Annotated in this window: 25 protein-coding genes; 11 read left to right on the top strand and 14 right to left on the bottom strand. The window is 65.6% G+C overall.

The genetic code is table 11. From position 1 onward, the window contains the following. The first annotated feature begins 13 nt into the window (after window positions 1–13). From M4J40_RS09050 to M4J40_RS09040, 3 genes are all read left to right on the top strand, one after another. On the top strand, window positions 14–472 hold the full coding sequence (locus M4J40_RS09050; protein ID WP_251753765.1) for a GFA family protein: 459 nt from the start codon (window positions 14–16) through the stop codon (window positions 470–472). Window positions 473–609: 137 nt separating this feature from the next. Continuing rightward, window positions 610–1,629 (top strand): purine nucleoside permease, encoded by a 1,020-nt coding sequence (locus M4J40_RS09045; protein ID WP_251753764.1) that lies wholly within the window; start codon window positions 610–612, stop codon window positions 1,627–1,629. Between the two features lie 284 nt (window positions 1,630–1,913). Then, window positions 1,914–2,978: an alkene reductase gene (locus tag M4J40_RS09040; RefSeq protein ID WP_251753763.1), complete on the top strand. Its 1,065-nt coding sequence runs from the start codon at window positions 1,914–1,916 to the stop codon at window positions 2,976–2,978. An 82-nt stretch (window positions 2,979–3,060) separates the two neighbouring features. Here the strand turns inward: M4J40_RS09040 and M4J40_RS09035 are convergent, their stop codons facing one another. The 3 genes from M4J40_RS09035 to M4J40_RS09025 all read right to left on the bottom strand — a co-directional run bounded on the left by M4J40_RS09035 (window position 3,061) and on the right by M4J40_RS09025 (window position 4,583). Then, a complete protein-coding gene (locus M4J40_RS09035; RefSeq protein ID WP_251753762.1) occupies window positions 3,061–3,279 on the bottom strand; it encodes a helix-turn-helix transcriptional regulator in 219 nt (72 codons plus the stop codon). Window positions 3,280–3,282: 3 nt separating this feature from the next. Beyond that, window positions 3,283–3,858, bottom strand: coding sequence for a DUF2975 domain-containing protein (locus tag M4J40_RS09030; protein WP_251753761.1), 576 nt, complete (start codon window positions 3,856–3,858; stop codon window positions 3,283–3,285). A 68-nt stretch (window positions 3,859–3,926) separates the two neighbouring features. After that, window positions 3,927–4,583 carry a DUF1062 domain-containing protein gene (locus M4J40_RS09025; RefSeq protein ID WP_251753760.1) on the bottom strand — a complete coding sequence of 219 codons (657 nt, stop codon included), beginning with the start codon at window positions 4,581–4,583 and terminating at the stop codon, window positions 3,927–3,929. Between the two features lie 535 nt (window positions 4,584–5,118). Between M4J40_RS09025 and M4J40_RS09020 the strand changes: the two genes are divergently transcribed. From M4J40_RS09020 to M4J40_RS09005, 4 genes are all read left to right on the top strand, one after another. Continuing rightward, window positions 5,119–6,495 (top strand): PAS-domain containing protein, encoded by a 1,377-nt coding sequence (locus M4J40_RS09020; RefSeq protein WP_251753759.1) that lies wholly within the window; start codon window positions 5,119–5,121, stop codon window positions 6,493–6,495. Window positions 6,496–6,635: 140 nt separating this feature from the next. Further along, the gene (gene ruvC / locus M4J40_RS09015) at window positions 6,636–7,151 is read left to right on the top strand and encodes a crossover junction endodeoxyribonuclease RuvC (protein ID WP_251753758.1); all 516 of its coding nucleotides are present in this window, start codon (window positions 6,636–6,638) and stop codon (window positions 7,149–7,151) included. 20 nt (window positions 7,152–7,171) lie between these two features. Further along, window positions 7,172–7,789: a Holliday junction branch migration protein RuvA gene (gene ruvA, locus M4J40_RS09010; protein WP_251729709.1), complete on the top strand. Its 618-nt coding sequence runs from the start codon at window positions 7,172–7,174 to the stop codon at window positions 7,787–7,789. Window positions 7,790–7,838: 49 nt separating this feature from the next. Then, complete coding sequence (locus tag M4J40_RS09005) at window positions 7,839–8,678, top strand: SDR family NAD(P)-dependent oxidoreductase (protein WP_251753757.1); 840 nt, start codon at window positions 7,839–7,841, stop codon at window positions 8,676–8,678. 163 nt (window positions 8,679–8,841) lie between these two features. On the opposite strand, the gene M4J40_RS09000 is transcribed toward M4J40_RS09005, so the two are convergent. Beyond that, window positions 8,842–9,900, bottom strand: a complete 1,059-nt coding sequence (locus M4J40_RS09000) for a hypothetical protein (protein WP_251753756.1) — start codon at window positions 9,898–9,900, stop codon at window positions 8,842–8,844. 406 nt (window positions 9,901–10,306) lie between these two features. Between M4J40_RS09000 and M4J40_RS08995 the strand changes: the two genes are divergently transcribed. After that, window positions 10,307–10,876: a nitroreductase gene (locus M4J40_RS08995; protein WP_251753755.1), complete on the top strand. Its 570-nt coding sequence runs from the start codon at window positions 10,307–10,309 to the stop codon at window positions 10,874–10,876. A gap of 60 nt (window positions 10,877–10,936) precedes the next feature. On the opposite strand, the gene M4J40_RS08990 is transcribed toward M4J40_RS08995, so the two are convergent. From M4J40_RS08990 to M4J40_RS08960, 7 genes are all read right to left on the bottom strand, one after another. After that, complete coding sequence (locus M4J40_RS08990; RefSeq protein WP_251753754.1) at window positions 10,937–11,803, bottom strand: protein-glutamate O-methyltransferase CheR; 867 nt, start codon at window positions 11,801–11,803, stop codon at window positions 10,937–10,939. Further along, the gene (locus M4J40_RS08985; RefSeq protein ID WP_251753753.1) at window positions 11,800–12,984 is read right to left on the bottom strand and encodes a chemotaxis response regulator protein-glutamate methylesterase; all 1,185 of its coding nucleotides are present in this window, start codon (window positions 12,982–12,984) and stop codon (window positions 11,800–11,802) included. The genes M4J40_RS08990 and M4J40_RS08985 overlap by 4 nt, the downstream gene beginning before the upstream one ends. Window positions 12,985–13,021: 37 nt before the next feature. Continuing rightward, entirely contained in the window at window positions 13,022–13,387 is a 366-nt protein-coding gene (locus M4J40_RS08980) for a PleD family two-component system response regulator (RefSeq protein WP_101290277.1), read from the bottom strand. A gap of 47 nt (window positions 13,388–13,434) precedes the next feature. Further along, a complete protein-coding gene (locus M4J40_RS08975) occupies window positions 13,435–13,926 on the bottom strand; it encodes a chemotaxis protein CheW (protein ID WP_251753752.1) in 492 nt (163 codons plus the stop codon). After that, a complete protein-coding gene (locus tag M4J40_RS08970) occupies window positions 13,923–16,688 on the bottom strand; it encodes a chemotaxis protein CheW (RefSeq protein WP_251753751.1) in 2,766 nt (921 codons plus the stop codon). Before M4J40_RS08970 ends, M4J40_RS08975 begins: the two co-directional genes overlap by 4 nt. A 228-nt stretch (window positions 16,689–16,916) precedes the next feature. Beyond that, on the bottom strand, window positions 16,917–17,588 hold the full coding sequence (chpT, locus tag M4J40_RS08965; protein ID WP_251753750.1) for a histidine phosphotransferase ChpT: 672 nt from the start codon (window positions 17,586–17,588) through the stop codon (window positions 16,917–16,919). Window positions 17,589–17,824: 236 nt separating this feature from the next. Next, window positions 17,825–18,205: a YHS domain-containing (seleno)protein gene (locus M4J40_RS08960; protein ID WP_251753749.1), complete on the bottom strand. Its 381-nt coding sequence runs from the start codon at window positions 18,203–18,205 to the stop codon at window positions 17,825–17,827. Window positions 18,206–18,454: 249 nt separating this feature from the next. Here M4J40_RS08960 and M4J40_RS08955 point away from each other — a divergent pair, with 249 nt between their 5' ends. Then, window positions 18,455–19,033 (top strand): DUF1134 domain-containing protein, encoded by a 579-nt coding sequence (locus M4J40_RS08955; protein ID WP_251753748.1) that lies wholly within the window; start codon window positions 18,455–18,457, stop codon window positions 19,031–19,033. A 144-nt stretch (window positions 19,034–19,177) separates the two neighbouring features. Beyond that, entirely contained in the window at window positions 19,178–20,005 is an 828-nt protein-coding gene (locus tag M4J40_RS08950; RefSeq protein WP_251753747.1) for a hypothetical protein, read from the top strand. A 35-nt stretch (window positions 20,006–20,040) separates the two neighbouring features. Here the strand turns inward: M4J40_RS08950 and M4J40_RS08945 are convergent, their stop codons facing one another. Genes M4J40_RS08945 through M4J40_RS08935 form a run of 3 tightly spaced genes read right to left on the bottom strand, consistent with a single transcriptional unit; the run spans window position 20,041 to window position 21,853 of the window. Further along, window positions 20,041–20,910, bottom strand: coding sequence for a metal ABC transporter permease (locus tag M4J40_RS08945; protein ID WP_251753746.1), 870 nt, complete (start codon window positions 20,908–20,910; stop codon window positions 20,041–20,043). Next, a complete protein-coding gene (locus M4J40_RS08940) occupies window positions 20,907–21,683 on the bottom strand; it encodes a metal ABC transporter ATP-binding protein (RefSeq protein WP_251753745.1) in 777 nt (258 codons plus the stop codon). Before M4J40_RS08940 ends, M4J40_RS08945 begins: the two co-directional genes overlap by 4 nt. After that, window positions 21,683–21,853, bottom strand: coding sequence for a hypothetical protein (locus M4J40_RS08935; protein WP_251753744.1), 171 nt, complete (start codon window positions 21,851–21,853; stop codon window positions 21,683–21,685). Before M4J40_RS08935 ends, M4J40_RS08940 begins: the two co-directional genes overlap by 1 nt. Before the next feature lie 426 nt (window positions 21,854–22,279). On the opposite strand from M4J40_RS08935, the gene M4J40_RS08930 reads away from it, so the two are divergent. After that, on the top strand, window positions 22,280–22,696 hold the full coding sequence (locus M4J40_RS08930) for a MarR family transcriptional regulator (protein WP_251753743.1): 417 nt from the start codon (window positions 22,280–22,282) through the stop codon (window positions 22,694–22,696). Window positions 22,697–22,712: the final 16 nt, after the last annotated feature.

Below are 22,712 nucleotides of genomic sequence, written 5' to 3'. Positions count from 1 at the left end.
CCGGAGGTGCGAGATGAGCGAAGACGGTCATTCCGGCGGATGCCAGTGCGGGCGGGTGCGATTTCACGTTGCCGGACCGCTCGGGCGGGCCAGCATCTGCCATTGCCGCATGTGTCAGAAGGCCTTCGGCTCGTTCTTCGGCCCGCTGGTGTCGGCGCCCAACGAGCGCTTCTCCTGGACGCGCGGCGAACCGACGTGGTTCCAGAGCTCGAACAAGGTGCGGCGCGGCTTCTGCGATCATTGTGGCACGCCGCTCGCCTACGATTGGGGCGGCCCGGTGATGGAACTCGCCATCGGCGCCCTGGACGATCCAGAAAGCGCGCCGCCGACCATTCAGGTCGGGCTCGGTCACCGGATGAGCTGGTTCTCCCGCCTCGCAGACCTGCCGACCCGGCCGGCGGAGGAGCAGGAGAAGGTCGAGCGCTTCCAGGCCGAGATCGTTTCCTTCCAGCATCCCGACCACGACACCTGAGGGAGCGGGGCGTGTGCTTGTTTGGTGGCCTTCCGTGCTCATAGTTTGTTCTTGAGGTAGGGGGAGGCGGCTGTTAGCCCCGCGACGGTTGCCCGCCGTGTGGCAGCCGCCCTGTTGCCTACTGTCAAGGAGCTGCCATGACCCCGTCCCTTCCTTCGCTTGCCGCCGCTGGCGTGCTGATCGCCGTTTCTCCGGCGATGGCGACCGAGGCGCCGATTGCGCCCAAGGTGCTGGTGATCAGCATGTTCGAGCACGAGGCGACGCAGTGGCTCGAGCGCGAAAAGCTCGATATCAAGACACCGATTGCCGGCCTGTCCGAAGCCTTTCCCGATCTGTCGTGCAACGCGGCCGGTCTCTGCCTGGTCACGACGGCGATGGGCTACGCCAATGCGGCAAGCTCCATTTCCGCACTGGTCCACTCCGACAAGCTCGACCTCAGCCACACCTATTTCCTGATCGCCGGCATCGCCGGGGTCGATCCGGCCGATGGCACCACGGGGTCGGCTCTTTGGGCGCGCTATGTGATCGACGGCGGCCTGCAGTGGGAGGTCGACGCCCGTTCGCTGCCGAAGGGCTGGAATACCGGCCTGTTCGGCATGTACTCCAAGGCGCCGGGCGAGAAGCCGAAGTCGGTCTATGGCACGGAGATCTATCATCTCGACGAGGCGCTGCTGGACAAGGCCTATGCGCTGAGCAAGGACGTCGCTCTCGCCGACAGCGATGACGCGCGTGCCTACCGGGCGCTCTATCCCGCCGCCCCGGCCAATGCCGCGCCGAGCGTGTCGATCTGCGATACCGTTTCCGGCGACACCTGGTGGCACGGCAAGGCGATGAGCGATGCCATCAACGCCTGGGCCAAGCTCCTGACCGACGGCGCCGCCAATTACTGCACGACCCAGCAAGAGGACAACGCCACGCTGACCGCGCTGAAGCGGGGCGCCGACATGGGCCGGCTCGACTTCAAGCGAATCGCGGTGCTGCGCACGGCGTCCAACTTCGATCAGGAGCATCCGGGGCAACTGCCCAGCGACTCGCTCAATGCCAACTCCGGTGGGTTCATGCCTTCGCTCGAGAATGCCTACCGCGTCGGATCGGCGCTCACCGGCGCCATTATCGCCGGTTGGGATGCGTGGAAGGACGGCGTTCCCAAGGACTGATGCCAAAGGTCATCGTAGGTGGCGGACGCGTTCGAGAGTTTTTCGGAGAACCGAGAAACTCTCGATCCCCCAATGAGCGGCGACCCGGCGTCCTGAAGGATTGCCATGCCGAGGCCTCGTCAGACGAGGTAGAGCGTAAGGCGCTGGTTTCCCTGCCATTTCTGGACTTCACGGAAATGTTCACGCCTCGGCTCTAGGTCAAAGCGGCGGCGTGCACTAGAAAAGGGTGCATATACCCCTAAATCTGGTCGATCCTTTTCCGTCCAGCCGCCAGGAACCATCTCATGCCCACACTCTTCGATCCCGTTCGCCTCGGCGCCCTCGAACTCGGCAACCGTATCGTCATGGCGCCGTTGACGCGGTCGCGCGCCACTGCCGACCGCATCCCCACCGACGTGATGCGCGAGTATTACGAGCAGCGGGCGTCGGCCGGTCTCATCCTCACCGAGGCGACCATCGTCATGCCGAAGGGCGCCGGCTACGCCGCCACGCCCGGCATCTATTCCGACGCTCAGGTCGAGGCCTGGAAGCCGATCACCGAAGCGGTGCATCGCAAGGGCGGCAAGATCGTCATGCAGCTCTGGCACGTCGGCCGCATTTCCGATCCGTCGCTGCTGGATGGCGATCTGCCGGTGGCGCCGAGCGCCATCCAGCCGGCCGGACACGTCAGCCTGCTCCGGCCCATGCGCCCCTATCCGACGCCGCGCGCCCTCGACATCGGCGAACTGCCCGGCATCGTCGAGGCTTATCGCAAGGGCGCGGAAAATGCCCGCGAGGCCGGCTTCGACGGCGTGGAGATTCATGGCGCCAATGGCTATCTGCTCGACCAGTTCCTTCAGGACAAGACCAACCGCCGGACCGATGCCTATGGTGGGCCGGTCGAGAACCGCGCCCGGCTGATGCTGGAGGCGGTGGATGCGGCGATCAGCGTCTGGGGCGCCAGCCGCGTCGGCCTGCACCTTGCCCCGCGCGGCGACAGCCACGACATCGGCGACAGCGATCCGAAGGCCACCTTCGGCTACGTCGCCCGCGAGGCCGGCAAGCGTGGCCTTGCCTTCATCTTCACTCGCGAGCATCTCGGCGATGATCGTCTGACGCCCCATATCAAGGAGCAGTTCGGTGGCGCCCTGATCGCCAACGAAGGGTTCACCTTCGATCAGGCGACGGCGGAAGTGGCGGCCGGCCGAGCCGACGCGGTCGCCTGGGGCAAGGAGTTCATCGCCAACCCCGACCTCGTCGAGCGCTTCCATGCCGGTTCGGCGCGCAATCCGCTGGTGCCCGAGACCATCTACGCCGACGGCGCTCTCGGCTACACCGATTACCCGGCGCTTGAGACCGTCACGGCCTGACGGGAAACCCCGGATATCCACGGCAAAGAAGCGCCCCGCGGCGAGATCGTCGCGGGGCGTTTGGCATATTCCGGAAGGCCGGTCAGCCGTCCTCTGCCTCCCGGCGATATTCGAGGATGTCGCCGGGCTGGCATTCCAGCGCCGCGCAGATCTTGGCCAGCGTTTCGAAGCGAACGCCGCGTACCTTGCCCGACTTGAGCAAGGACAGGTTGGCCTCGGTGATGCCGATGGTGGCGGCCAGCTCCTTGGAGCGCATCTTGCGCCGCGCCAGGACGACGTCGAGATTGACGACAATGCCCATTGCTCAGACGAAACTCCGGTTTTCCTCGGCAAGGCCGAGCGCTTCCTGCATCACCAGCGAGAAGACCAGGAACAGAAAGCCGAGCATCAGACCGGCCAGCGCCTGCGAATCGATGCCTATCGTGAGCATACGGTGTCCTGGAGGGTTGGCCGAGGTCATGAGCAACGTCACCACCGTTGCGCAGACGACAGTGGAGGCTGAGCTTGAGAATGCCAGCCAGCCGACCCGGCCGAGCCGACGCGGAACCGCCGGATCGAACACGGGACCATTGGCGAACAGACGGAAGAGCCGTCCGAGCTCGAAGAGCATGGCAACCAGCAAGGCGATCGGCGCCATGGCGACGGCTCCGGCGGTGCTCACCATGGTCGGGGATGGCATCACGATGATTCCTTCTTCCGATTTGACGAGCCAGTCGGAGAGCGCTCCCTCGACCAGCCAGAGATAGGCTGTCGCGAGCACGATGACCGCCGCGGCTATGAAGCTCGCCCATGAGGCGAAGCTGGCAAGGCGCGTCAGACGGTGGTGTTGCGACGTGCCGGCTGGAGTCTGGGCCATGTCGTTGAGCGTAAGCGAGTTCATGATGTCCACACCTTGTCTGTGTTGGTGCAATTATCGTAGTTTAATAATTATGCACCGTCAAACAGAAATTATCTATCGACACTCGTGATCCGTCGACCACGCGGTCGGCCGCTGGCGGCGTCGATGATCGCTCGCCCGTCACCGACGCCTGCGAGACGGAGGCGAACGGTCTGGTCGTTGCGAGGCGGCCGTCTCAACGCGGTATCGCCGGCTCCGGCAATCAGGCGCCCGTCGTCGGCCAGTTTGGCGATCCGGCCGCGCGCGCAGCCGAGCTCGATGGACAGGAGGCGATCGAGGCGCAGGCCGGTCGGGTGCGGCACCGCAAGGAGGATCTCCACAGTCGTCGCGCCGGCATTGCCGGCGAGGACCGCCTTTTCCACGTCCACCCCGTCGGCTTGCAAGATCACGGAGGTCTTGCGGCGAAGGGGAGCAAGATCGAAGGCCAGGCGGCGGGCGAAGGCCGGGTCTGCCGATCTCAGGGCGGCGAGCTCGGCCGGAGGGATGTCGGCGGCAAGCCGGCGTTCGAAGATCGGCCGGTTCCAGGTGCGGTCGCAGTCGTCGCACTTGTAGATCAGCCAGGCATCGAGCCGCTTGCCGTTGGCGTTGAGGCGGATCTTGCCGCTCGGGTGATAGGGACGGTCGCCGCCGCAGGTCGGGCAGGGGAGAACGGGACGGGGACAGTCGCGCGGAACGATGGTCCAGCGGATGCGGAGACAGTCGGACATGCCAGGGTCTTCCTGAAAGGAAGTCCAGCGGCATGGCGGACGAGGCCCGACGGAGCGGGCGCGGCTTGGCGGGTGCGCGGATCAGTTCGGATGCGGCGGGGTGCCGACGGCGACAAGGCCAGGCCGGTCTCGATCCGCCACCCGATGGACATGAAACGTCGTCCGGAAACCGGAGTTTCCGAAAATGCGGGTGCTGCGGGATGAGACCGGCATTACAACGGCAAGGCGATGCCTCTTCATGTGCTTCCAACGGACCGGCTCAGTAGCATGGCCGGCGCCCGGTGCAACCGGGAAAAGCGCTGCCCGTTACCTTGGGTTGCCATCTGTTGCAGCGGCGCAATGGACGGTCACGCCGTCCTTGCCCGCCGTCAGTCCGGCGGTACCTAGCAGTTGAAGCTTGGCATTGAATACATTTTTTTGTGCACTATGCAATTTTTGATAATTGTTCCAGGTTAGCCTGCAAGCTTCCACTTTGCTTCGCCGTACCCGAGCCAGAGTTTCTCTAGAGAAACGCCTATTTTTTGGGGAGCGTATCATGGGATCAAGCCGTACCACTCATCCGGAGGCGCAGTCTGTCTCCGCAACCCACGCCCAGCCTGCGCCTCCCGACAAAAAGCTCGAAGCGCGCGAACACGAGGCGGAAATCGCCTCGCTCAAGGCGGAGATTGCAAACTACCGAACGGCGTTCGGCAACATTTCGCAGGGTGTTTGCCTGTTCGACGGCGCCCGCAAGCTGGTCTTCTGCAACGACCGCTATGCCCAGCTCTATCGCCTGACGGCCGAGCAGGTGCGGCCGGGAACGCCTCTTCAGGCCATCATTGAAGCCCGGTGCGCCGTTGGAACGTCGCCCGTGTCGGCGGAGGAGTATCTGCGTCTGGGAGAGGAGATCAACGCCTCAGGTCCCCCGACGTCGAGGCTCACCGAGCTTCCCGACGGCCGGCTCATCTATATCTCGAACCAAGGCATGCCGGGCGGCGGCTGGGTCTCGACGCATGAGGACGTGACGGAGGTCACGACCGCGCGCGCCCTGGCGTCCGAGCGCATCTCGTTGCAGCTGTTGATCGATCTGGTTCCCGACTACTTGTGGGTCAAGGATGTCGAGGGGCGTTTCGTCGTGGTGAACCGGGCTCTCGCAATCGATACGCGTTACGCTCACACCAGCGACATGATCGGCACGAGCGACGTGCAGCTTCATGCGCCGGAGATCGCCCAGGAGTTCCGGGCGATCGAAGCCGAGATCATGCGGAGCGGCATTCCGATGGTCGATCGGGAAGAGCTCGTCACCGACGCGGCCGGCGCCAAGAAGTGGATTTCCTCCACCAAGGTTCCGCTTCGCGACGACCGGAACGAGGTGATCGGTCTGGTTGGCATCGCCCGTGACATCACCGCCCGGAAGCTGGCCTCGGTGTTGCAAGCCGGGCAGATCAGGATCCTCGAGCAGATCGTTGCCGACGCCCCCTTGGAAGACGTGCTCGATCAGGTGGTGCTCCTGGCGGAATCCCAGAGCACCGGATTGTTCTGCTCCTTGCTGCTGCTCGACGCCGACGGCGTCACCCTGCGTCGCGGAGCGGCGCCCAGCGTGTCCGAGCCGTTCCTGGGGTCGGCAAAGGGAATCCGCGTGGGGCCCTACAACGCGTCCTGCGGCGCCGCCGCCCATCGACGCGAGATGGTGGTCGTGTCCGACATCCTGAGCGATCCCCTGTGGAACGAGTACCGGTCGGTGGCCAGCGCGCACGGCTTCCGTTCCTGCTGGTCCACGCCGATCATCTCGCGCAAGGGCGATGTCCTCGGCACCTTCGCCATGTACTCGAGGTCGGTGCGGGAGCCGGTCAAGGCCGAGTATCAGTTGATCGAGTTCGCCGCGCGTCTGGCAGAGATCGCCATCGAAAGGGCCCGCGCCACCGCCGCTTAAGAGGGGAGCGTCCGGGCCTCGGGCCGGGGCGGCCTTGTCGCCCCGGCCCGAGGCAGCGTTCGTCCTTCGCCATCGGGAACCGGTGGACGTCGTTTGGTCGCCATCTGTACAAACCATGAACGCATGGATAGCGTGCGCGCATGACCACTGTCACGCGAATCATCGGCATCGATCCCGGGCTCAGGCGCACCGGCTGGGGCGTCATCGACAGCCTCGGAAACTCGGTGCGCTTCGTCGCCTCGGGCGGGGTGACTTCGGACGGCGACCTGGATCTCGCTTCGAGGCTCGTCCAGATCCACGACGGGCTCGACGCGGTCCTGCACCAGTACCAGCCGGACGAGGCGGCGATCGAGATCACCTTCGTCAACAAGGACGCCGGCGCGACGCTGAAGCTCGGCCAGGCGCGCGGCGTGGCGCTGCTGGTGCCGGCACGGCGCGGCCTTCCGGTCGGCGAGTACGCGCCCAACGCTGTGAAGAAGGCGATCGTCGGCGCCGGCCATGCCGAGAAGGGGCAGATCCGCGTGATGGTCAAGGTCTTGATGCCGAAGGCGACCTTCGATAGCGACGACGCCGCCGACGCGCTGGCCATCGCGTTGACGCATGCCCATCATCGCGGTTCGGTGGTGGGGCGGCTCGCCAAGCTGGCGGCCGGGTGACAAGTGGAGGGCAGGGCAGCATGATCGGCAAGCTCAAGGGCGTGGTGGACAGCTTCGGCGACGATTGGATGATCCTCGACGTCCACGGCGTCGGCTACCAGGTCTACTGCTCGTCGCGGACCTTGCAGCGCCTGCCCAAGGCGGGCGAGGCGGCGACGCTGGCCATCGAGACCATGGTCCGCGAGGACATGATCCGCCTCTACGGTTTTTCCAACGATATCGAGCGCGAGTGGTTTCGCCTGTTGATGACGGTGCAGGGCGTCGGCGCCAAGGTGGCGCTCGCCGTGCTGTCGGTGCTCGATCCCGGCCAGCTCGCCACGGCCATCGCCATGCGCGACCTCACGGCCATCTCACGGGCGCCGGGGGTCGGCAAGCGCGTGGCCGAGCGCATCGCCACCGAACTCAAGGACAAGGCGCCGGCCTTTGCCGACGCCGACCCGTCGGTGATCCGCGTCGCCGCCGACGTTGCCGAGGCGCGGGTGTCCGGGCCGGTGGCCGAGGCTGTGTCGGCGCTGGTCAATCTCGGCTATGCCCAGTTGCAGGCCGCCGCCGCCGTGCAGGCCGCGGCCAAGTCGATCGGCAGCGAGGCGACCACCACCCAACTGATCCGGCAGGGCCTCAAGGAACTGGCGCGCTGACCCATGCGGCAACCGCCGCGACCCAATCAGAGACAACCAGGAGGCCAACATGGCCGATGAGATCATCAAAGCAGGCAATGTAGCAGTGATCACCGGCGCGGCGCGTGGCATCGGCCGGGCGGCGGCGCTCCGCCTCGCCCAGAAGGGCATGAAGCTGGTGCTGGCCGATGTCGTTGGGGGCGAACTGGCCGCGACAGCCTCGGCGGCCAAGGCGGCCGGCAGTCCGGAGGCGATCGCCGTGCCGACCGATGTCGGCGATCGCGCGGCGGTCGAGGCGCTGGCGGTGGCGGCCTTCGAGCGCTTCGGCGACGTCGATCTCCTGATGAACAACGCCGCCATCGGCGAAGGCGGCGGCGTCCTTGAGAATCCCGACAACTGGCGGAAACTGATGGACGTCAACTTCTGGGGCGTCGTCAACGGCGTGCAGGCCTTCGTGCCACGCATGATCGAAGCCGGCAGGCAGGGGTATGTCATCAACACCGGCTCGAAGCAGGGCATCACCACGCCGCCGGGCAACGCCGCCTACAACACCTCGAAGGCGGCCGTGAAGGTGGTGACCGAGCAACTGGCTCACGAACTGCGGTCCTGCAACAGCCGGCTCACCGCCCACCTTCTCATCCCCGGCTGGACGTTTACCGGCCTGACGGCGTCCGACCCCTCGGCCGAGAAGCCGGCCGGCGCCTGGCACGCGGTGGAGGTGATCGACTTCATGCTGGCTTCGCTGGAAAAGGGCGACTTCTACATCCTCTGCCCCGACAATGAGACGCCGCGTCGCCTCGACGAGAAGCGCATGGCCTGGGCGAGCGGCGACGTCATCTACAACCGCCCGGCGCTGTCGCGCTGGCATCCGGACTTCAAGGACGCCTTCGCCCGCTATATCGAGGAGTGATCGCCAGCAGGGCAGGGTAAGGCCTGAGACGGGCAGCCTGCGCGCAATGCCCTCGCTCGCCGTTCGTCTGGCGCGCCCATGGCGGGCCATGAGCGTCGATGAGTCACGCTGAGTCGCTCTGAACCCGCATGGACTCCGATGACTCCCATGGAGAGCGAGAAGGTTAGTTGGTGAGGATCCGCTGCGCGTCCGTTGCCAGAACCTCGACGTCGGCGTTCTCGCCCGAAACGACCGTGACCAGACGCTGGAACTGGCCATCCTCGTGGTTGGCGATGACGGTATAGTCGCCTTCCGCCAGAACGAAGGAGGGGAAGGCGCCGACGCCAGTGGTGACGAGGTCGCCGGCCTGGGTCAGGATCGACCAGCGGGTGTCGGCAATGGCTTCTCCGCCCTCGGCGCTCACCAGCTTCAGGGTGATCTTTGCGGCCTTCTCGGTCAGCGTGATGTCGGAGAGCTTGCCGGCCTTGACGTCGATGTCGGCGGTGGTGCGGGCGTTGGCATCGCCGTAGTTGGCGACGACGTTATAGACCTGGGCCGGCAGGCGCACGATCTGGCCCGGGGCGACGTCGAGCGCGACAGCCTTCGGCTCGCCGTGCGAGTCCAACTCCTGGGAGAAGATATCGAAGCTGAGGTCGCTGCCGTCGAGCGGCGGACGGTCCTTGCCGGTTACAGCGGCGAGGCGCACGCCTCCGGCGTTGAGGATCACCGATTCCGCCTTCAGGCCGGTGCCGACGACGACATGTTCCGTGGTGCCGGCGTACCCAAAGCCGCAATAGATGAAATAGCCGCCGGGTTTCAGGACGAAGTCGGCCGAGCCGCCGCGTCGTTCGGCCACCAGTTCGCGGATGCCGCTCGGCCCTTGCGCCTCGGCGAACACGCGCCAGACGACCCCGGCGCCGAGCGGTGGGCCGTCGGGCGTGAGGCGCGCAGTCATCGACAGCGTTCCCGTTTCGCGGGGAGCGACGGTGGCGAGCGGTTTGGTCTCGACGGCGGGCTCTGTGCTCGGCGCATAGGGCGTGGCCGCTTCGGGAAGTGGCGCCGACGTTCCATCGCCGGGTGGCGGCAGGAGTTGCAAGGGTCCCGCCCCCGGTTGCATGAAGCCGGGCATCGGCGCATCGCCCGCCAGAGGCGTGTCCTGGGCCAAGGCTGGCGTCGCAAACACGGTCGCAAGAGCAACGGTCGCGGCAATCCAGCCGTCGCGGGCAACGTACCACCATGCCATGCGTCGCAGTCTCGCTGCAGCCAAGCTTTTCATGGCGTCAGTCTTGGCCGATCATCGTGTTGATTTCAAGTCCGGGTTCGGTGTTGTGAGCTACCACGGCCGGGGCTTCCTGACGCTCGCTGATCGAGTGAGCCGGCCTGATCGAAGGGCGGCAGCCGGAGCGTGGGGACCGGGGAGACGCGCCGGGCTGCTGGATGTCTCATCGGGTCGGCGAGTGCCCTAGATCATTCGCCGACTGAGTTGAAACAGTTGGTCGTCCAGCGAATGCTCCAGATTCATTTGCTGGAGCAGCCGCTTTTCGATCAGGTTGATTCAACCTGATCGGCGGGTGCTCTAGGTATTTCCAAGGGGGTCGAACGAGGATATGCCGGTTGGGAGAACCATTTCTTTCCGGAGTCCTCCCTTCATGAACGCCATGCTCGATCTGCTGCTCACCCGCCGCTCCGTCCCGGCCCAGATGCTCGCCGCGCCCGGTCCGAGCGCCGACGAACTGCGGACGCTGTTGACGATCGCCTCGCGGGTGCCCGATCACGGCAAGCTCGCCCCCTGGCGCTTCATCGTCTTCGAGGGGGAGGCGCGGGTCGAGGCAGGTCGGCGTCTCGGCGAGATCGTCGTGGAGCGCCGGCCGGAGATATCGGAGGCGCGCCTTGAGGAGGAGCGGCGTCGCTTCTCCATGGCGCCATTGGTCGTGGCAGTGGTGGGCCGGGCCGCCGAGCACCCCAAGATCCCGGTCATCGAACAGATCTACTCGGCCGGCGCCGTCTGCCTCAACCTGGAGATCGCCGCCCACGCCATGGGCTATGCCGCCTGCTGGCTGACCGACTGGCCGGCCTATGACGCCGATGCGCGCGCCGCTCTCGGGCTGGCCGAGAAGGAGACCCTCGTCGGCCTCATCCACATCGGCACGCCGACGATCACGCCGACCGATCGCCCGCGCCCGGCGCTGGAAGACATCGTCAGCCGTTTTGGCGACTGAGGCGAGAAAAACAAAACGCCGTGGGTTTCCCCACGGCGCTCGCTTTGCTCAGGATGGAGATCAGCCCCGGGCGGCAGCTGCCAGGGCCGAGAATCGCGGTGCCGGCTGCGCGATGGCGGCGGCGGGAACGTAGAGGCCGCGCCGGTCGGGGGCAGGCTTGAAGGCGTCGGTGAGGCCGACCACCGTCTCGGCGGCGCCCAGCACCAGATAGCCATCGGGGGCCATGATCTTGGAGATACGGCCGAGGATGTCCACCTTGGTGGCCTGGTCGAAATAGATCAGGACGTTGCGGCAGAAGACGATGTCGAACTGGCCGAAGCTGGCGAAGCTCTCAAGAAGATTGAACTTCTTCCACTGCACCATCGATCGCAACTGCGGGGAGATGGTCCAGCTTTCGCCTTGCTGGGTGAAATACTTCAGCAGCAGCTGGATGGGCAGGCCGCGCTGCACCTCGAACTGGGTGTAGGTGCCGGCCTTGGCGCGATCCAGCACCTCGTTGGAGATGTCGGTGCCGAGGATCTCGATGCGCCAACCGGCAAGCTTGCTCTCCATCTCCTTGAGGCACATGGCGAGCGTGTAGGGCTCCTGGCCGGTGGAGGCGGCGGCGCACCAGATACGGATCTTCTTGCTCGACGCGCGGGCCTTCAAGAGCTCCGGCATCATCATCTGGGTGAAGTGCTCGAAGGGGGTCTTGTCGCGGTAGAAGAAGCTCTCGTTGGTGGTCATCGCCTCGACGACGGCCTCGGCGAGCGTCGTCTCGCGCGGTTCCTTCAGCTTGGCGACCAGCGCGGCGATGGACTGCAGGCCAGCCTTGCGGGCGACCGGCAGAAGGCGGCTTTCGATGAGATACTGTTTCTCGTTCGACAGAACGAGGCCGGAGCGGCTCTTCAGGAACTGACGCAGGTAGTCGTATTCCGCCGGACTCATGGACGGCCTCCGAGCAGGATCTTGGACACCTTCCGACCGATTTCGTTGAGCGGCAGAACGTCCGAACACATTCCGGTATGGGCGGCGGCGCCGGGCATGCCCCAGACCACCGATGTTTCTTCGTCCTGGGCGATGGCGCTTCCGCCGATCTCGCCGATCTTGCGCACGCCCTCGGCGCCGTCCGAACCCATGCCGGTGAGAACGACGGCCAGCGTCGCGGTCCCGAAGATTTCCGCCACCGACTTGAACAGCGGGTCGACGGCGGGCTTGCAGAAGTTGACCGGCGGCGCGTCGCTCAGCCTGATGACGACGTCGTTGCCGTTCTTGGCCAGCAGCATGTGCTTGCCGCCGGGGGCGACGTAGATATGGCCGGGCTGGATCACTTCGCCGTCGCGACCTTCGCTGGCCGGTCGGCCGGACGCCTTGGTTATGTGCTCGGCCAGGATGGCGGTGAAGGTCGGCGGCATGTGCTGTGTGATCACCACCGGCACCATGCCGATGGACGAACCGATTTCGCCAAACAGCGCGTTGAGGGCCTGCGGGCCGCCCGTGGACGAGCCGATTGCGAGGATGCGCGGGCGTACCGAGGAGTAGGCGCGGACGGTGAAGCTGGCGGGGCGCGAGGCGCGCAGAGCGCTTGGCGCGGCGGAGGCGCCGGTCTGGAGCGCACCGGTCAGCGAGCGGGCCATCGGCCGACCGCCCGCCGCCTGGCCGGGCAGGCCGCGCTTCTTGGCGCGCTGGCCGAGGTTGATCACCTTCTCGATCAGCTCGCGGCGAAACTCGGCCGACGTGGTGACGCCGGAGTTGGATTCGGGCTTGGGCACGTAGTCGGCGGCGCCGAGCGACAGGGCCTTCAGCGAGATTTCGGCATTGCGGCGCGTGAGCGTCGAGGCGACGACGACGACAAGGTTCCTCTTCTTCTCGATGAGAAGGGGCAGGGCGGTGAGCCCGTCCATGTCCGGCATTTCGATGTCGAGGATCACGACGTCGGGGTTGGATCTCAGGACGTCGTCCACCGCGAGGCGGCCGTTACGGTGGCTCGCTACCACGGCGAGATTGGGGTCCTCGTCGAGCCAGCGGCCGACCAGGCCACGAATGACCACAGAATCGTCGACGACCATCACTCGGATGGGGTCGGTCACAGTTCCGGAAGATGAAGGCGCGCGCGCGATGGCCGACATTGAATCGGTCTCCAATTTCGCATCGATCTGTGAACCGTCAGAGAAGCCCGACTTCCTGGAACTTGGCTTCGACAATTTCCCGATCAAAGGGCTTCATGATGTATTCGTTGGCGCCGGCGCGGATCGCACGGGCGATGTGGCCGACGTCGTTCTCCGTGGTGCAGAACACCACCTTCGGCGTGTCGCCGCCGTCCAGCTTGCGCAGCTGGGCGAGGAACTCCAGGCCGTCCATGACGGGCATGTTCCAATCGAGAAGGATGGCGTCCGGCATCGTTTCCTGACACTTCTCAAGGGCCTGCTGGCCATCCTCGGCCTCGAGAATGGTGAAGGACAGGTCTTCGAGAATGCGCCGGGCCACCTTGCGGATGACGCTCGAGTCGTCGACCACGAGACAGGTCTTCATTGTTTCACTCCTCACGGCGGGGAAGCCGGCTTTCTTGCGTCGTCACGTCAGGCGGCCATGTCGCCCTGCATGCGGCCAAGCACGCGCTCGACATCCAGGATGACCATCAGCTGCCCCGAGAGGCGATGGACACCGCCGGAAATCTCGGCCCAGCGAGGGTCAAGGTTGGCCGGGTTGGTCTCGCGGCCGGCCGCATCGAGGTTGAGCACTTCGCCGACCTCGTCGATGATGAGGCCGTAGGACTCGCCCCGATACTCGATGCCGACGGCCATGATGCCGTGGTTGCCTTCGCGCTGGGGCAGACCCAGGCGGCGGCGCATGTTGATCGCCGTCACGATGCGACCGCGAAGGTTGAGCACGCCGGCGACTTCCGGCGCCGACAGCGGCACGCGCGTCATGCTCTCGGGCACGAAGACGTCATGCACCTTGTGGATGGGCAGGCCGAACAGCTGGCCGCCGATGAACACGGTCACGTACTGGATCTGGCCGGAGTGGCTGTCGTTGGCGGCAGCGCCCGGGGTGTGGCTGGTGGCGGTCATGCTGCAATCCCATAGTCAGCGCTGGTGATTTCCTTGAGGGCGGCGATCAGGCCCGGACGGTCGAACTTGGCGACATACTCGTCGAAGCCGGACTGGCGGCCGCGCTCGATCGAGGCCGGTGTGCACAGGGCCGACAGGGCGATGATCGGCGTCTGCCGGAAGCGGGCGTCGCGACGCAGCATCTCGGCGAACTCGAAGCCGTTGACCACCGGCATCTCGATGTCGGAGACGATGACATCGAAGGCGGCGCCCTCGCCCAGAAGGCGCATGGCCTCCGTGGCCGACGAGCAGATCGTCACGTCGAAGCCGGCCGCCTTCATCACCGGTCCCAGCATGTTGCGGAAGAAGGCGCTGTCGTCGATGAACAGCAGCTTTCGCGTCAACGCGGCCGACGAGATTTCCTTGCGCTTGAACCAGTCCTCGAAGGCGAGCGGCAGGTAGTGGCCGATGTCGAGGATCTCGGTGGCCTTGCCCTTGATCACCGCCGAACCGAGGACGCCCGGCACGTCGGAGCCGACCTGGATGTCGAGCGACTCCTCGACGATGTCGACGATCTCGTCGACGACGAGGCCCATCGAGCGGCCGGCGTCGGAGAACACCAGCATCGGCTGGGTGCCTTCCTCGCGGCGGCGCACGTCGTAGTTCGGGTAGACCAGCGGCATGAGCGAGCCGCGGTACTGCACGAGGTCGCGGCCGTTGGAGTGCTCGATCTTCTCGATCTCGAACTCCTCGAGGCGGGTGACCAGGGACAGCGGCACCGCCTTCGGCTCGGGCGAGCCGGCGCGGAACAGCAGCATGGAGATCTTGGCGTCGTTGTCGATACCGCGGGCGGCGTCGGCATCGGCGTGGTTGTCGAGCGCGTCGCTGGCGACGGCCGTACCGATGGCGCTGGCGACGCCGTTGGGATCGACGATCATGATCACCGAGCCGTCACCGAGGATGGTGTTGCCCGAGAACATGGTGATGTGGCGAAGCATCTTCGACATCGGCTTGACGACGATTTCCTCCGTGTGGAAGACGCCGTCGACCACCAGGCCGAAGGTGACGTTGCCGACCTGCATGACGACGATGAAGCCCTCGTCCTCGCTCTTCTCCGCCGACATGTCGACCTTGAGGAGGCCGGCCAGCGGCACCAGCGGCAACAGCTTGTTGCGCAGGCGGAGGACCGGAGTGTCCTTGATGCGCTCGATGCGGTGTTCGGAGTTGTTCTGAACGCGCACCAGCTCGACCACCGAGAGCTGCGGGATGGCGAAGCGGTCGCCGCAGCTTTCGACGATCAGCGTCGAGACGATGGCCAGCGTCAGCGGGATCTTGATGGTGAAGGTCGTGCCCTTGCCCTGCGTCGACTTGAGGTCGACGGTGCCACCGATGGTCTCGATGTTGGTGCGGACGACGTCCATGCCGACGCCGCGCCCGGAGACGGACGTCACCTTGGCGGCGGTCGAGAAGCCGGGAGCGAAAATATACTTGTAGATCTGGTTTTCGCTCATCTTCTCGAGTTCGGCTTCACCGGCGAGGCCATTCTCGACAATCTTCTGCTTGATGCGATCGAGATTGAGGCCGCGACCATCGTCGGCGATCTCGATGATGATGTGTCCGCCCTCGTGGTAGGCGGCGAGGCGGATGGTGCCCTTCTCGGTCTTGCCGCTCTTGCGCCGATCCTCGGGACGCTCGAGACCATGGTCGGCCGAGTTGCGGACCATGTGGGTGAGCGGGTCCTTGATGAGCTCCAGCACCTGGCGGTCGAGTTCGGTCTCGGCGCCGACCATCTCGAGCTCGATCTGCTTGTTCAGTTCCTGGGCAAGGTCGCGGACGATGCGCGGCAGCTTCTGCCAGGCGTTGCCGATCGGCTGCATGCGCGTCTTCATGACGCCTTCCTGCAGCTCGGCGGTGACGTTGGAAAGGCGCTGCAGGGGCACCTTGAATTCGCTGTCTTCGTGACGACGGACGATTTCCAGCAACTGGTTGCGGGTCAGCACCAGCTCGGAGACCATGGTCATCAGATGTTCGAGCGTCTCGACGTTGACGCGGATCGACTGGCTGGACACCGAGCCCTTTTCGCTCTTGGCCTCGGCTTCGGCCTCGCCGTCCTCGGCGGACTTGGCCTTGCCCTGCTTGTCGTCCGGATTGGCCTGCTTCATGCGCGCCTCGATCTCGGCGGCGACGCGGGCAAAGTCGATGCCGACGGGAGCAGGCGCGGCCGCTTCCTCGGCGGCCGGTTCGTCGGCGGCGATGTCCACCTCGACTTCCGTCTCGCGGAAGGCGCGCTCAAGCTCGTCGAGCGACACTTCGCCGGGGCGCAGCTCGCGCTCCAGGACCTGGGCCACCAGCGTTCCGGCGGTTTCCTTCTTGTCCTTCTTCGGCGGCTCCTTGCGGGGCGCGGCCTCGGCCATCGACATGGCTTCCAGCAGAGAGATCAGGTCGCGGTCTTCGCCCTTGGGCTCTTCGCCCTCGTTGGCTTCGAGTTCGGCCAGAATGCCCTTGATGCGGTCGATGGTCTGCAAGACGAGGCTCACGGCCTCTTCCGTGACGGCGGCGCCCTCGCGGAACTTGCCCATCAGCGTCTCGGCGGCATGGGCAAGCGCTTCGAGGCGCGGCAGGCCCAGGAACCCGCAGGTGCCCTTGATCGTGTGCACGAGACGGAAAATGTTGTCGAGAATGCGGGCGTTGTTCGGCTCTTGCTCGAACTTCACCAGTTCCACGTCTACGGTATCGAGCGACTCGTTTGTCTCGGTGAGGAATTCACGCAAAAGGTCGTCCATACTTCACCCCCAGGGAAGGCCGAACCGGAGGCGCCGCATCCTTTTGGGGCGCTCGCTCTACCAGCCGCATTAGGGGGAAGTGTCCCGTCAAACTGTTAATATTGATTGAAGTGTCGGGTTCAAACGTATCTTTGAGACGCACATGTCGACGTCGGTCGAGGCGCACCACATGGCATGATGCACAAGACGACGTCGGCACTATCAGTAATTGTGGAGGCGCTTTACGCTTTATTCAGTTTGCTCGACCGGAATGGCGGTCTGCGCTGCCTTCGCCTCGAAGACGACGGTGTCGCCGTCCTTGGAAATCTCGATGACGAGGCCGGCCTCGCGGGCGAGTGCTCCGGCGTAGTAAGGCTGGATGGCGTGGGCGTCGACATGGTCGCCAAGATCACCGGCCAGGAGCTCGGCGACACGGGGCGGAATGCGGGACGCGGCGCCCGTCGCCTCGATGCGCTGGACAGGGAAGGGCAGGTCGCCCTCGACGCGCACCACCACGCGGCCGCCACGGGGAACGGCCTGCAGGGAAATCAGCAGCAGGTTGAGAAGCAGCTTGACCTGGTTTTTCGGCAGGAGGCGACGGGTCGCCTGCCAGTCGATGTCGGCCTTCTCGCTCTCCATGTAGCGCTTGGCCACGGTTTCGGCGTCGCCGAGATCGACCTCCGCGCCGACCGAGCCGGCGGCGCCGAAGGCGAGGCGCGCGAACTGCAGCTTGGAGGAGGCGGTGCGGGCGCTCTTGCGAATGAGGTCGAAGGCGAAGGCCTTCATGTCCTCGTTGTTTTCCTCGTCGAGAACCTCGAGGCCGTTGGTGATCGCGCCGACCGGCGAGATGATGTCATGGCAGACGCGCGAGCAGAGCAGGGCGGCAAAATCCAGGGCTTCCAGCTTGGCCAGGTCGGACATGGGCGGTTCCATTGGGTTCAGGGCCGACGACGGGCGAGGCCTATCGACGAATCGGACGATTGTTTGGGGTCATGGATAACGCCCGTTGCCGGTGCTCACAAGCGCGGGAATCCGCCTGACGCCTCAAAGATCGATGACATGTTCGTAAGCAAGGGCCGGTTCGCGACGGCTGGGCGCGCCGACGCGGCCCGTTATTGTCCCGACCGTCGGGCAAAAGACGCGAAAACCGTGTGCGTTCAGTAGGCCAGCACCTTCAGCACTTCGGGCCAGCGGGCGGCGGCGGCGGCGATCATGGCGTCGGGATTGGCGAGGAACGTCCGTCGTTCGTCCTCGGAGGCAAAGAGGTAGAGGCGATTGCGGTGGACGGCGAACAGCGTCGGATTGCCGGGCTGGGCGACGCCACGCGTGATGGCCGCCAGCGCGTAGCCGCCGAAACCGGGAATGTAGGCGGCCGGTGCGGCGCGGAAGGCGGCGGCATTGGCTTCGCTGGCGAAATGCCAGTAAGTATCGCCATAGACGACTTCATAGTCGGGAAGGCCCTGCAAGGCCGCGCCGCTGACGAAATAGGCCACTGGGTCATAGCCACCGAGCGACAAACCGGTGTAGGGATCGAACACTATCCTTTCGTCTAGTGCGTTTACCGGCTGGCAGGGGATGAGGAGAAACAGCGACAAGACAATGGCGCGGGCGAAAAAACTCGCCCAATCTTGCCGCCGTGATGTCTGATTCGTCTGTATGCTCATGATGCCACCGGCCGTCCCTCGCGTTCATCTTGGCAGGACCGGGTGTCGGCTAGGTTAATATTAGGAAGGTCTCGCAGCCCCGCCATGTCGGGCGGAGGGCAGGCGGGACAAGGAGGATTGCCGATGTCGCTGCGTCTGTCGGTGCTGAAAGCGCTGCCGTTCCTTCTGCTGGCCTTCGTTGTTTCGGCGGTGATGCCCGCCGCCGCCCAGCAGGCCCCGCAGACCTACTCGTCGTCGGAGCTGGTCGACACCGGCCACAAGTTCTTCGGCGAAATGTCGGGCGGCCTCGCCTCGGCGATCGAACGGGCGGCGTCCGAATACGGACAGCCCAACGGATACATCCTCGGTCAGGAAGGCTCGGGCGCCGTGTTCGGCGGGCTGCGTTACGGCGAGGGCATCCTCTACACCCGCAATGCCGGCAACACGCGCGTCTACTGGCAGGGGCCGACCTTTGGTCTCGATTTCGGCGGCGACGGCGCCCGGACCATGATTCTCGTCTACAATCTGCCGTCGGTTCAGTCGATCTATCAGCGCTTTGGCGGCGTCAACGGTTCGGCCTACCTGGTCGGCGGCTTCGGCATCACGGCGCTTCGCCAGGGCAACATCACGCTTGTGCCGGTGCGCACCGGCGTCGGCGCCCGTCTCGGCATCAATGTCGGCTACCTCAAGTTCACGCCTCAGGCGACCTGGAACCCATTCTGACGGTTGAGTGGCAACGAGGACGGCTTCCGCCACTTTTTTCTTCATCCGACAGGCGCGGACGTCGGTCGGCCCTTGACCGTTTTGTTGCCAATGCGCGACAAATGGTGGAATGTCGGGGACTGATCTGCCGCGGGATGGCATGACGTGATCGAGACGGTGCTGATCTTTCTGGCGGGGATGCTGACGGCGGGGCTCGGCGCGTTGCTGCTGATGCCGGCGATCAACTCGCGCGCCGTGCGGCTTTATCGCCGCAGGCTCGATCAGCAGCTGCCCCGTTCGGTCGCCGAGATGGCGGCGGCCAAGGACGCGATCCGGGCTGAGATGGCCGCGCGGATGGCGCGGATCGAGGTCGAGCTCGACATCGCGCGGCGGGCGGTGGCCAGCGCCGAGCTCAGCAGCTCCGAGGATCGCCGCCTGACCCGGGCGCTCGAGGCGGAGAAGGCGGCTTTCGAAGCGACCATCGCCGATTACGAAAAGCGCCTCGAGGAGGCTCATTCGATCGCCCGTTACGCTCACGAGGCGGTTGCGCGCGTCGATGCCGAGCGTCGCGAGCTGCAGCGCCAGGTCAGCACCCGGGCCATGGAGGCGGAGACGAGTCGCGACGAGGCGGAGTCGCTGGCCGCCGACATGAAGATGGCGCTGGTCGAGGCCGAGGCGCGCATCGCCGTGTTGTCCGAGACCATCGCCGACCTCACCCACACGCCGCCGCTGATTCAGTCTCCGACGGTGTCCAGCACATCGCCGGCTCCGGTCATTCACGTTGATTTCGGGGCGAAGACCGAGCGCCAGACGGACAGGCCGCCCGCCAAGGGAGAGGAAACGGATGTCGACGACGAGGCGCGCATCGACGACCTCGCCAACCGACTGAAGTTGCTGCGTGCCCGCAACGCCGTTGCCCGCCAGCGCATCGAATCGGCTCTCGCCAAGGGAAGTGAGCCGTCGGGCGATGCGCCGAAGTCGGGCTCGTCCTGACCCCGATTGTTCCTCGCATGCGTTCGAAAGCGATCTCAGCCGGTGCGGTGGCGTGCCGGCCGTAGCCGCGCGATCAGGCCGCCGGTGGGGCCGAAGGCGATGGACAGTGCGTAGAGGATGCCGGCGGCGACGATGATCGCCGGGCCCGACGGCAGATTGGCGGCGAAGGACGCGGCGAGGCCGGCGACCGACGACAGCGCCGCGAAGGCCATGGCCAGCGCCGTCATGGCGCCGAGCGAACGCGTCCAGAAGCGGGCGCTGGCGGCCGGCAGCATCATCAGGCCGACGGAGAGAAGCGTACCCAGCGCCTGGAAGCCGGCGATGAGGTTCAGCACCATCACCAGCATGAAAGCGACGTGGATGATCGCGCCGCGCCCGCCAACCGCCTTCAGGAAGCCGGGGTCGACGCACTCCAGCACCAGCGGTCGCCACATGACGGCGAAGGCCAGAACGGTGATCGAGGCGACGATGCCGATGAAGATGAGCGCGGTGTCGTCGATGGCCAGCACCGAGCCGAACAGCAGGTGCATCACGTCGACCGCCGAACCGCGCGCCGAGATCAGGATGACGCCGAGCGCCAGCGATACGAGGTAGAGGGTTGCGAGCGAGGCGTCTTCCCTGAGCGGCGTCAGGCGGGTGACGGCGCTGGCCATCAGGGCGATGGCGAGGCCCGCGGCGAGGCCGCCCGCCGTCATGGCCCAAAGGTTGAGGCCGGCCAGCAGGTAGCCGGCGGCGACGCCCGGCAGGATGGCGTGGGCCATGGCGTCGCCGGTCAGCGACAGGCGGCGCAGCATCAGGAACACGCCGACGGGCGCGGCGGCGACGGAGAGCACCAGGCAACCGGCGAGCGCCCGCCGCATGAAGGCGAAGTCCGAGAAGGCGGCGAGAAGATCGGCGATGGTCATGGGGCGGGCTCTGCCTCGCAGAAGGGGGCGGCTTCGTCCCAGGCTTCGATATGGTGGCGGGCCGCGGCGAGGTTCTCGGCCGTCAGGACGTCGGCGGTGGCGCCCTCGGCGATCAACCGTCGGGCGATCAGCAGCGTTCGCTCAAAGCGTCGGCGCACCAGTTCGAGGTCGTGCAGCACGGCGACCACCGTACGTCCCTCGGCGTTCCAGCGGGCGATGAGGTCCACCAGTTCGCCGATGGTGCGGTCGTCGACGGCGGTGAACGGTTCGTCCAGCAGGATCAGCGGCGCGTCCTGGAGGGAAAGGCGGGCGAAGAGCACCCGCTGCAACTGGCCGCCGGACAGCGTGTCGAGCGGGCGCTGCTCGAAGCCGATGAGGCCGACGCCGGCCAGCGCGCGCGCCACGTCCTCGTCGTCATCGCGGCGGAAGCCGCCGAAGGCGCCGCGTCGTTGCCAGAGGCCCATTGCCACGAAGTCGAACACTGGCAGAGGGAAGGTCCGATCGATTTCACTGAGCTGCGGCAGGTAGGCGACCTCGGTCCGACGACAGCCGCCGATGGCCACCTCGCCGCCGATCGGGCGGATGTGGCCGATCGCCGCCTTGAGCAGGGTGGACTTGCCGGCGCCATTGGGGCCGACGACGGCGGTCATGCTGCCGGGCGGAAAGCTGGCGGAGAGATGATGCAGCGCCGGATGACGGTCATAGCCGATCGTGGCGTTCCTGAAGGCCAGCGAGGCGCCGCCGGTCGGCCGGTCCTGTCGGGTGAAATCCATTATCGCAGCACCCATCCGATCGTCGCCCAGATGCCGGCGATGAGGATGCCGGCGCCGGCGAGGCGGGCGGCCAGACCAAAGCGCAACACCGACGGCCGTATGGCGATGATGACGGATCGACCGGTGTCGGCCGACGGAAATGGCGTGGAACGAAGGGGGTGTTGCAGCATGGCGGCCCGGGGCTCGGCGGCAAAAATCAAGGTCAGAACCGTTATAGTATAACGTTTTGTCGGTCAACCGCCGCGCCCGATGGCAAGCTGACACTTTAAAATGTGTCGAGACTGGCGCGGATCAATTTTTATTTATCCGGCAAGGTCATCCACATACATTCGTGTATGTAAATATAATTACAGGAGCGATCAGGAAACAATTTTCATAGAGAATTCGGTAAATGGAAACTTGTCGGAAGTCTTTCCTGAGAAAGAGCTATTTGCGACATATGCGAGGTGCATGCTTGAAGTCTCGGAGGTTATTGTTTAGTAGGATTAAAGGCAATACGATTCCCTTCAAGGTCGCAGCAAGTGGTCACCAGCATCCTCCTTTCCTCCGTTCGGCAAAATGCAGGGGAGGCGGCCGTCTCGGCCGAACCCGACCTCATGAAAACCTTCCTGCTCGCCTACGAGTCGGTGATCGAGACGCTTCGGCCGAGCATGAAGGTGGCTGGCCTCACCGAACCTCAATGGCGCGTGCTGCACGAGCTGAGGGCGCGCTCTCCGATGATCGCTTCCGAGCTCGCGGCCAACACATTCGTCAGGGCGTCGAGCCTGTCGCGCATCTTGCGCGACCTTGAGGCGCGCGACCTGATCGCCCGCGCCCAGCAGTTCGAGGATCTGAGGAAGACGCTCGTGTCGCTGACCGACTATGGTCGCAAGACGATCGCGCCGATCGAGGCAGCCTATGCCGAGCTCGGCCAGCGTATCGCCGATGCCGTTGGGCGCGAGGGCGTGCTTGCCTGCGCTTCCGCTTGCGCGGGTATCGTCGAGCAGATTGGCGCGCAGCCCGGCGACGACTGAGGCCGCTCTCCAGCCA

Origin of the sequence: Pleomorphomonas sp. JP5 (genome assembly GCF_023721815.1) — a bacterium.
In the GTDB taxonomy this organism is placed as follows: domain Bacteria; phylum Pseudomonadota; class Alphaproteobacteria; order Rhizobiales; family Pleomorphomonadaceae; genus Pleomorphomonas.
This window is presented reverse-complemented; position numbering and strand designations above follow the sequence as displayed.

What these genes read in the sequence shown, in the direction of transcription:
- M4J40_RS09040 (WP_251753763.1), top strand. Translation starts at nt 1,914, where the DNA reads ATGCCCACACTCTTCGATCCCGTTCGCCTCGGCGCCCTCGAACTCGGC.
- ruvA (WP_251729709.1), top strand. Translation starts at nt 7,172, where the DNA reads ATGATCGGCAAGCTCAAGGGCGTGGTGGACAGCTTCGGCGACGATTGG.
- M4J40_RS08995 (WP_251753755.1), top strand. Translation starts at nt 10,307, where the DNA reads ATGAACGCCATGCTCGATCTGCTGCTCACCCGCCGCTCCGTCCCGGCC.
- M4J40_RS09045 (WP_251753764.1), top strand. Translation starts at nt 610, where the DNA reads ATGACCCCGTCCCTTCCTTCGCTTGCCGCCGCTGGCGTGCTGATCGCC.
- M4J40_RS08930 (WP_251753743.1), top strand. Translation starts at nt 22,280, where the DNA reads ATGAAAACCTTCCTGCTCGCCTACGAGTCGGTGATCGAGACGCTTCGG.
- M4J40_RS09020 (WP_251753759.1), top strand. Translation starts at nt 5,119, where the DNA reads ATGGGATCAAGCCGTACCACTCATCCGGAGGCGCAGTCTGTCTCCGCA.
- ruvC (WP_251753758.1), top strand. Translation starts at nt 6,636, where the DNA reads ATGACCACTGTCACGCGAATCATCGGCATCGATCCCGGGCTCAGGCGC.
- M4J40_RS08935 (WP_251753744.1), bottom strand. Translation starts at nt 21,853, where the DNA reads ATGCTGCAACACCCCCTTCGTTCCACGCCATTTCCGTCGGCCGACACC.
- M4J40_RS08955 (WP_251753748.1), top strand. Translation starts at nt 18,455, where the DNA reads ATGTCGCTGCGTCTGTCGGTGCTGAAAGCGCTGCCGTTCCTTCTGCTG.
- M4J40_RS09025 (WP_251753760.1), bottom strand. Translation starts at nt 4,583, where the DNA reads ATGTCCGACTGTCTCCGCATCCGCTGGACCATCGTTCCGCGCGACTGT.
- M4J40_RS08970 (WP_251753751.1), bottom strand. Translation starts at nt 16,688, where the DNA reads ATGGACGACCTTTTGCGTGAATTCCTCACCGAGACAAACGAGTCGCTC.
- M4J40_RS08945 (WP_251753746.1), bottom strand. Translation starts at nt 20,910, where the DNA reads ATGACCATCGCCGATCTTCTCGCCGCCTTCTCGGACTTCGCCTTCATG.
- M4J40_RS08975 (WP_251753752.1), bottom strand. Translation starts at nt 13,926, where the DNA reads ATGACCGCCACCAGCCACACCCCGGGCGCTGCCGCCAACGACAGCCAC.
- M4J40_RS09030 (WP_251753761.1), bottom strand. Translation starts at nt 3,858, where the DNA reads ATGAACTCGCTTACGCTCAACGACATGGCCCAGACTCCAGCCGGCACG.
- M4J40_RS08940 (WP_251753745.1), bottom strand. Translation starts at nt 21,683, where the DNA reads ATGGATTTCACCCGACAGGACCGGCCGACCGGCGGCGCCTCGCTGGCC.
- M4J40_RS09050 (WP_251753765.1), top strand. Translation starts at nt 14, where the DNA reads ATGAGCGAAGACGGTCATTCCGGCGGATGCCAGTGCGGGCGGGTGCGA.
- M4J40_RS09000 (WP_251753756.1), bottom strand. Translation starts at nt 9,900, where the DNA reads ATGGCATGGTGGTACGTTGCCCGCGACGGCTGGATTGCCGCGACCGTT.
- M4J40_RS08990 (WP_251753754.1), bottom strand. Translation starts at nt 11,803, where the DNA reads ATGAGTCCGGCGGAATACGACTACCTGCGTCAGTTCCTGAAGAGCCGC.
- chpT (WP_251753750.1), bottom strand. Translation starts at nt 17,588, where the DNA reads ATGTCCGACCTGGCCAAGCTGGAAGCCCTGGATTTTGCCGCCCTGCTC.
- M4J40_RS09005 (WP_251753757.1), top strand. Translation starts at nt 7,839, where the DNA reads ATGGCCGATGAGATCATCAAAGCAGGCAATGTAGCAGTGATCACCGGC.
- M4J40_RS08980 (WP_101290277.1), bottom strand. Translation starts at nt 13,387, where the DNA reads ATGAAGACCTGTCTCGTGGTCGACGACTCGAGCGTCATCCGCAAGGTG.
- M4J40_RS08985 (WP_251753753.1), bottom strand. Translation starts at nt 12,984, where the DNA reads ATGTCGGCCATCGCGCGCGCGCCTTCATCTTCCGGAACTGTGACCGAC.
- M4J40_RS09035 (WP_251753762.1), bottom strand. Translation starts at nt 3,279, where the DNA reads ATGGGCATTGTCGTCAATCTCGACGTCGTCCTGGCGCGGCGCAAGATG.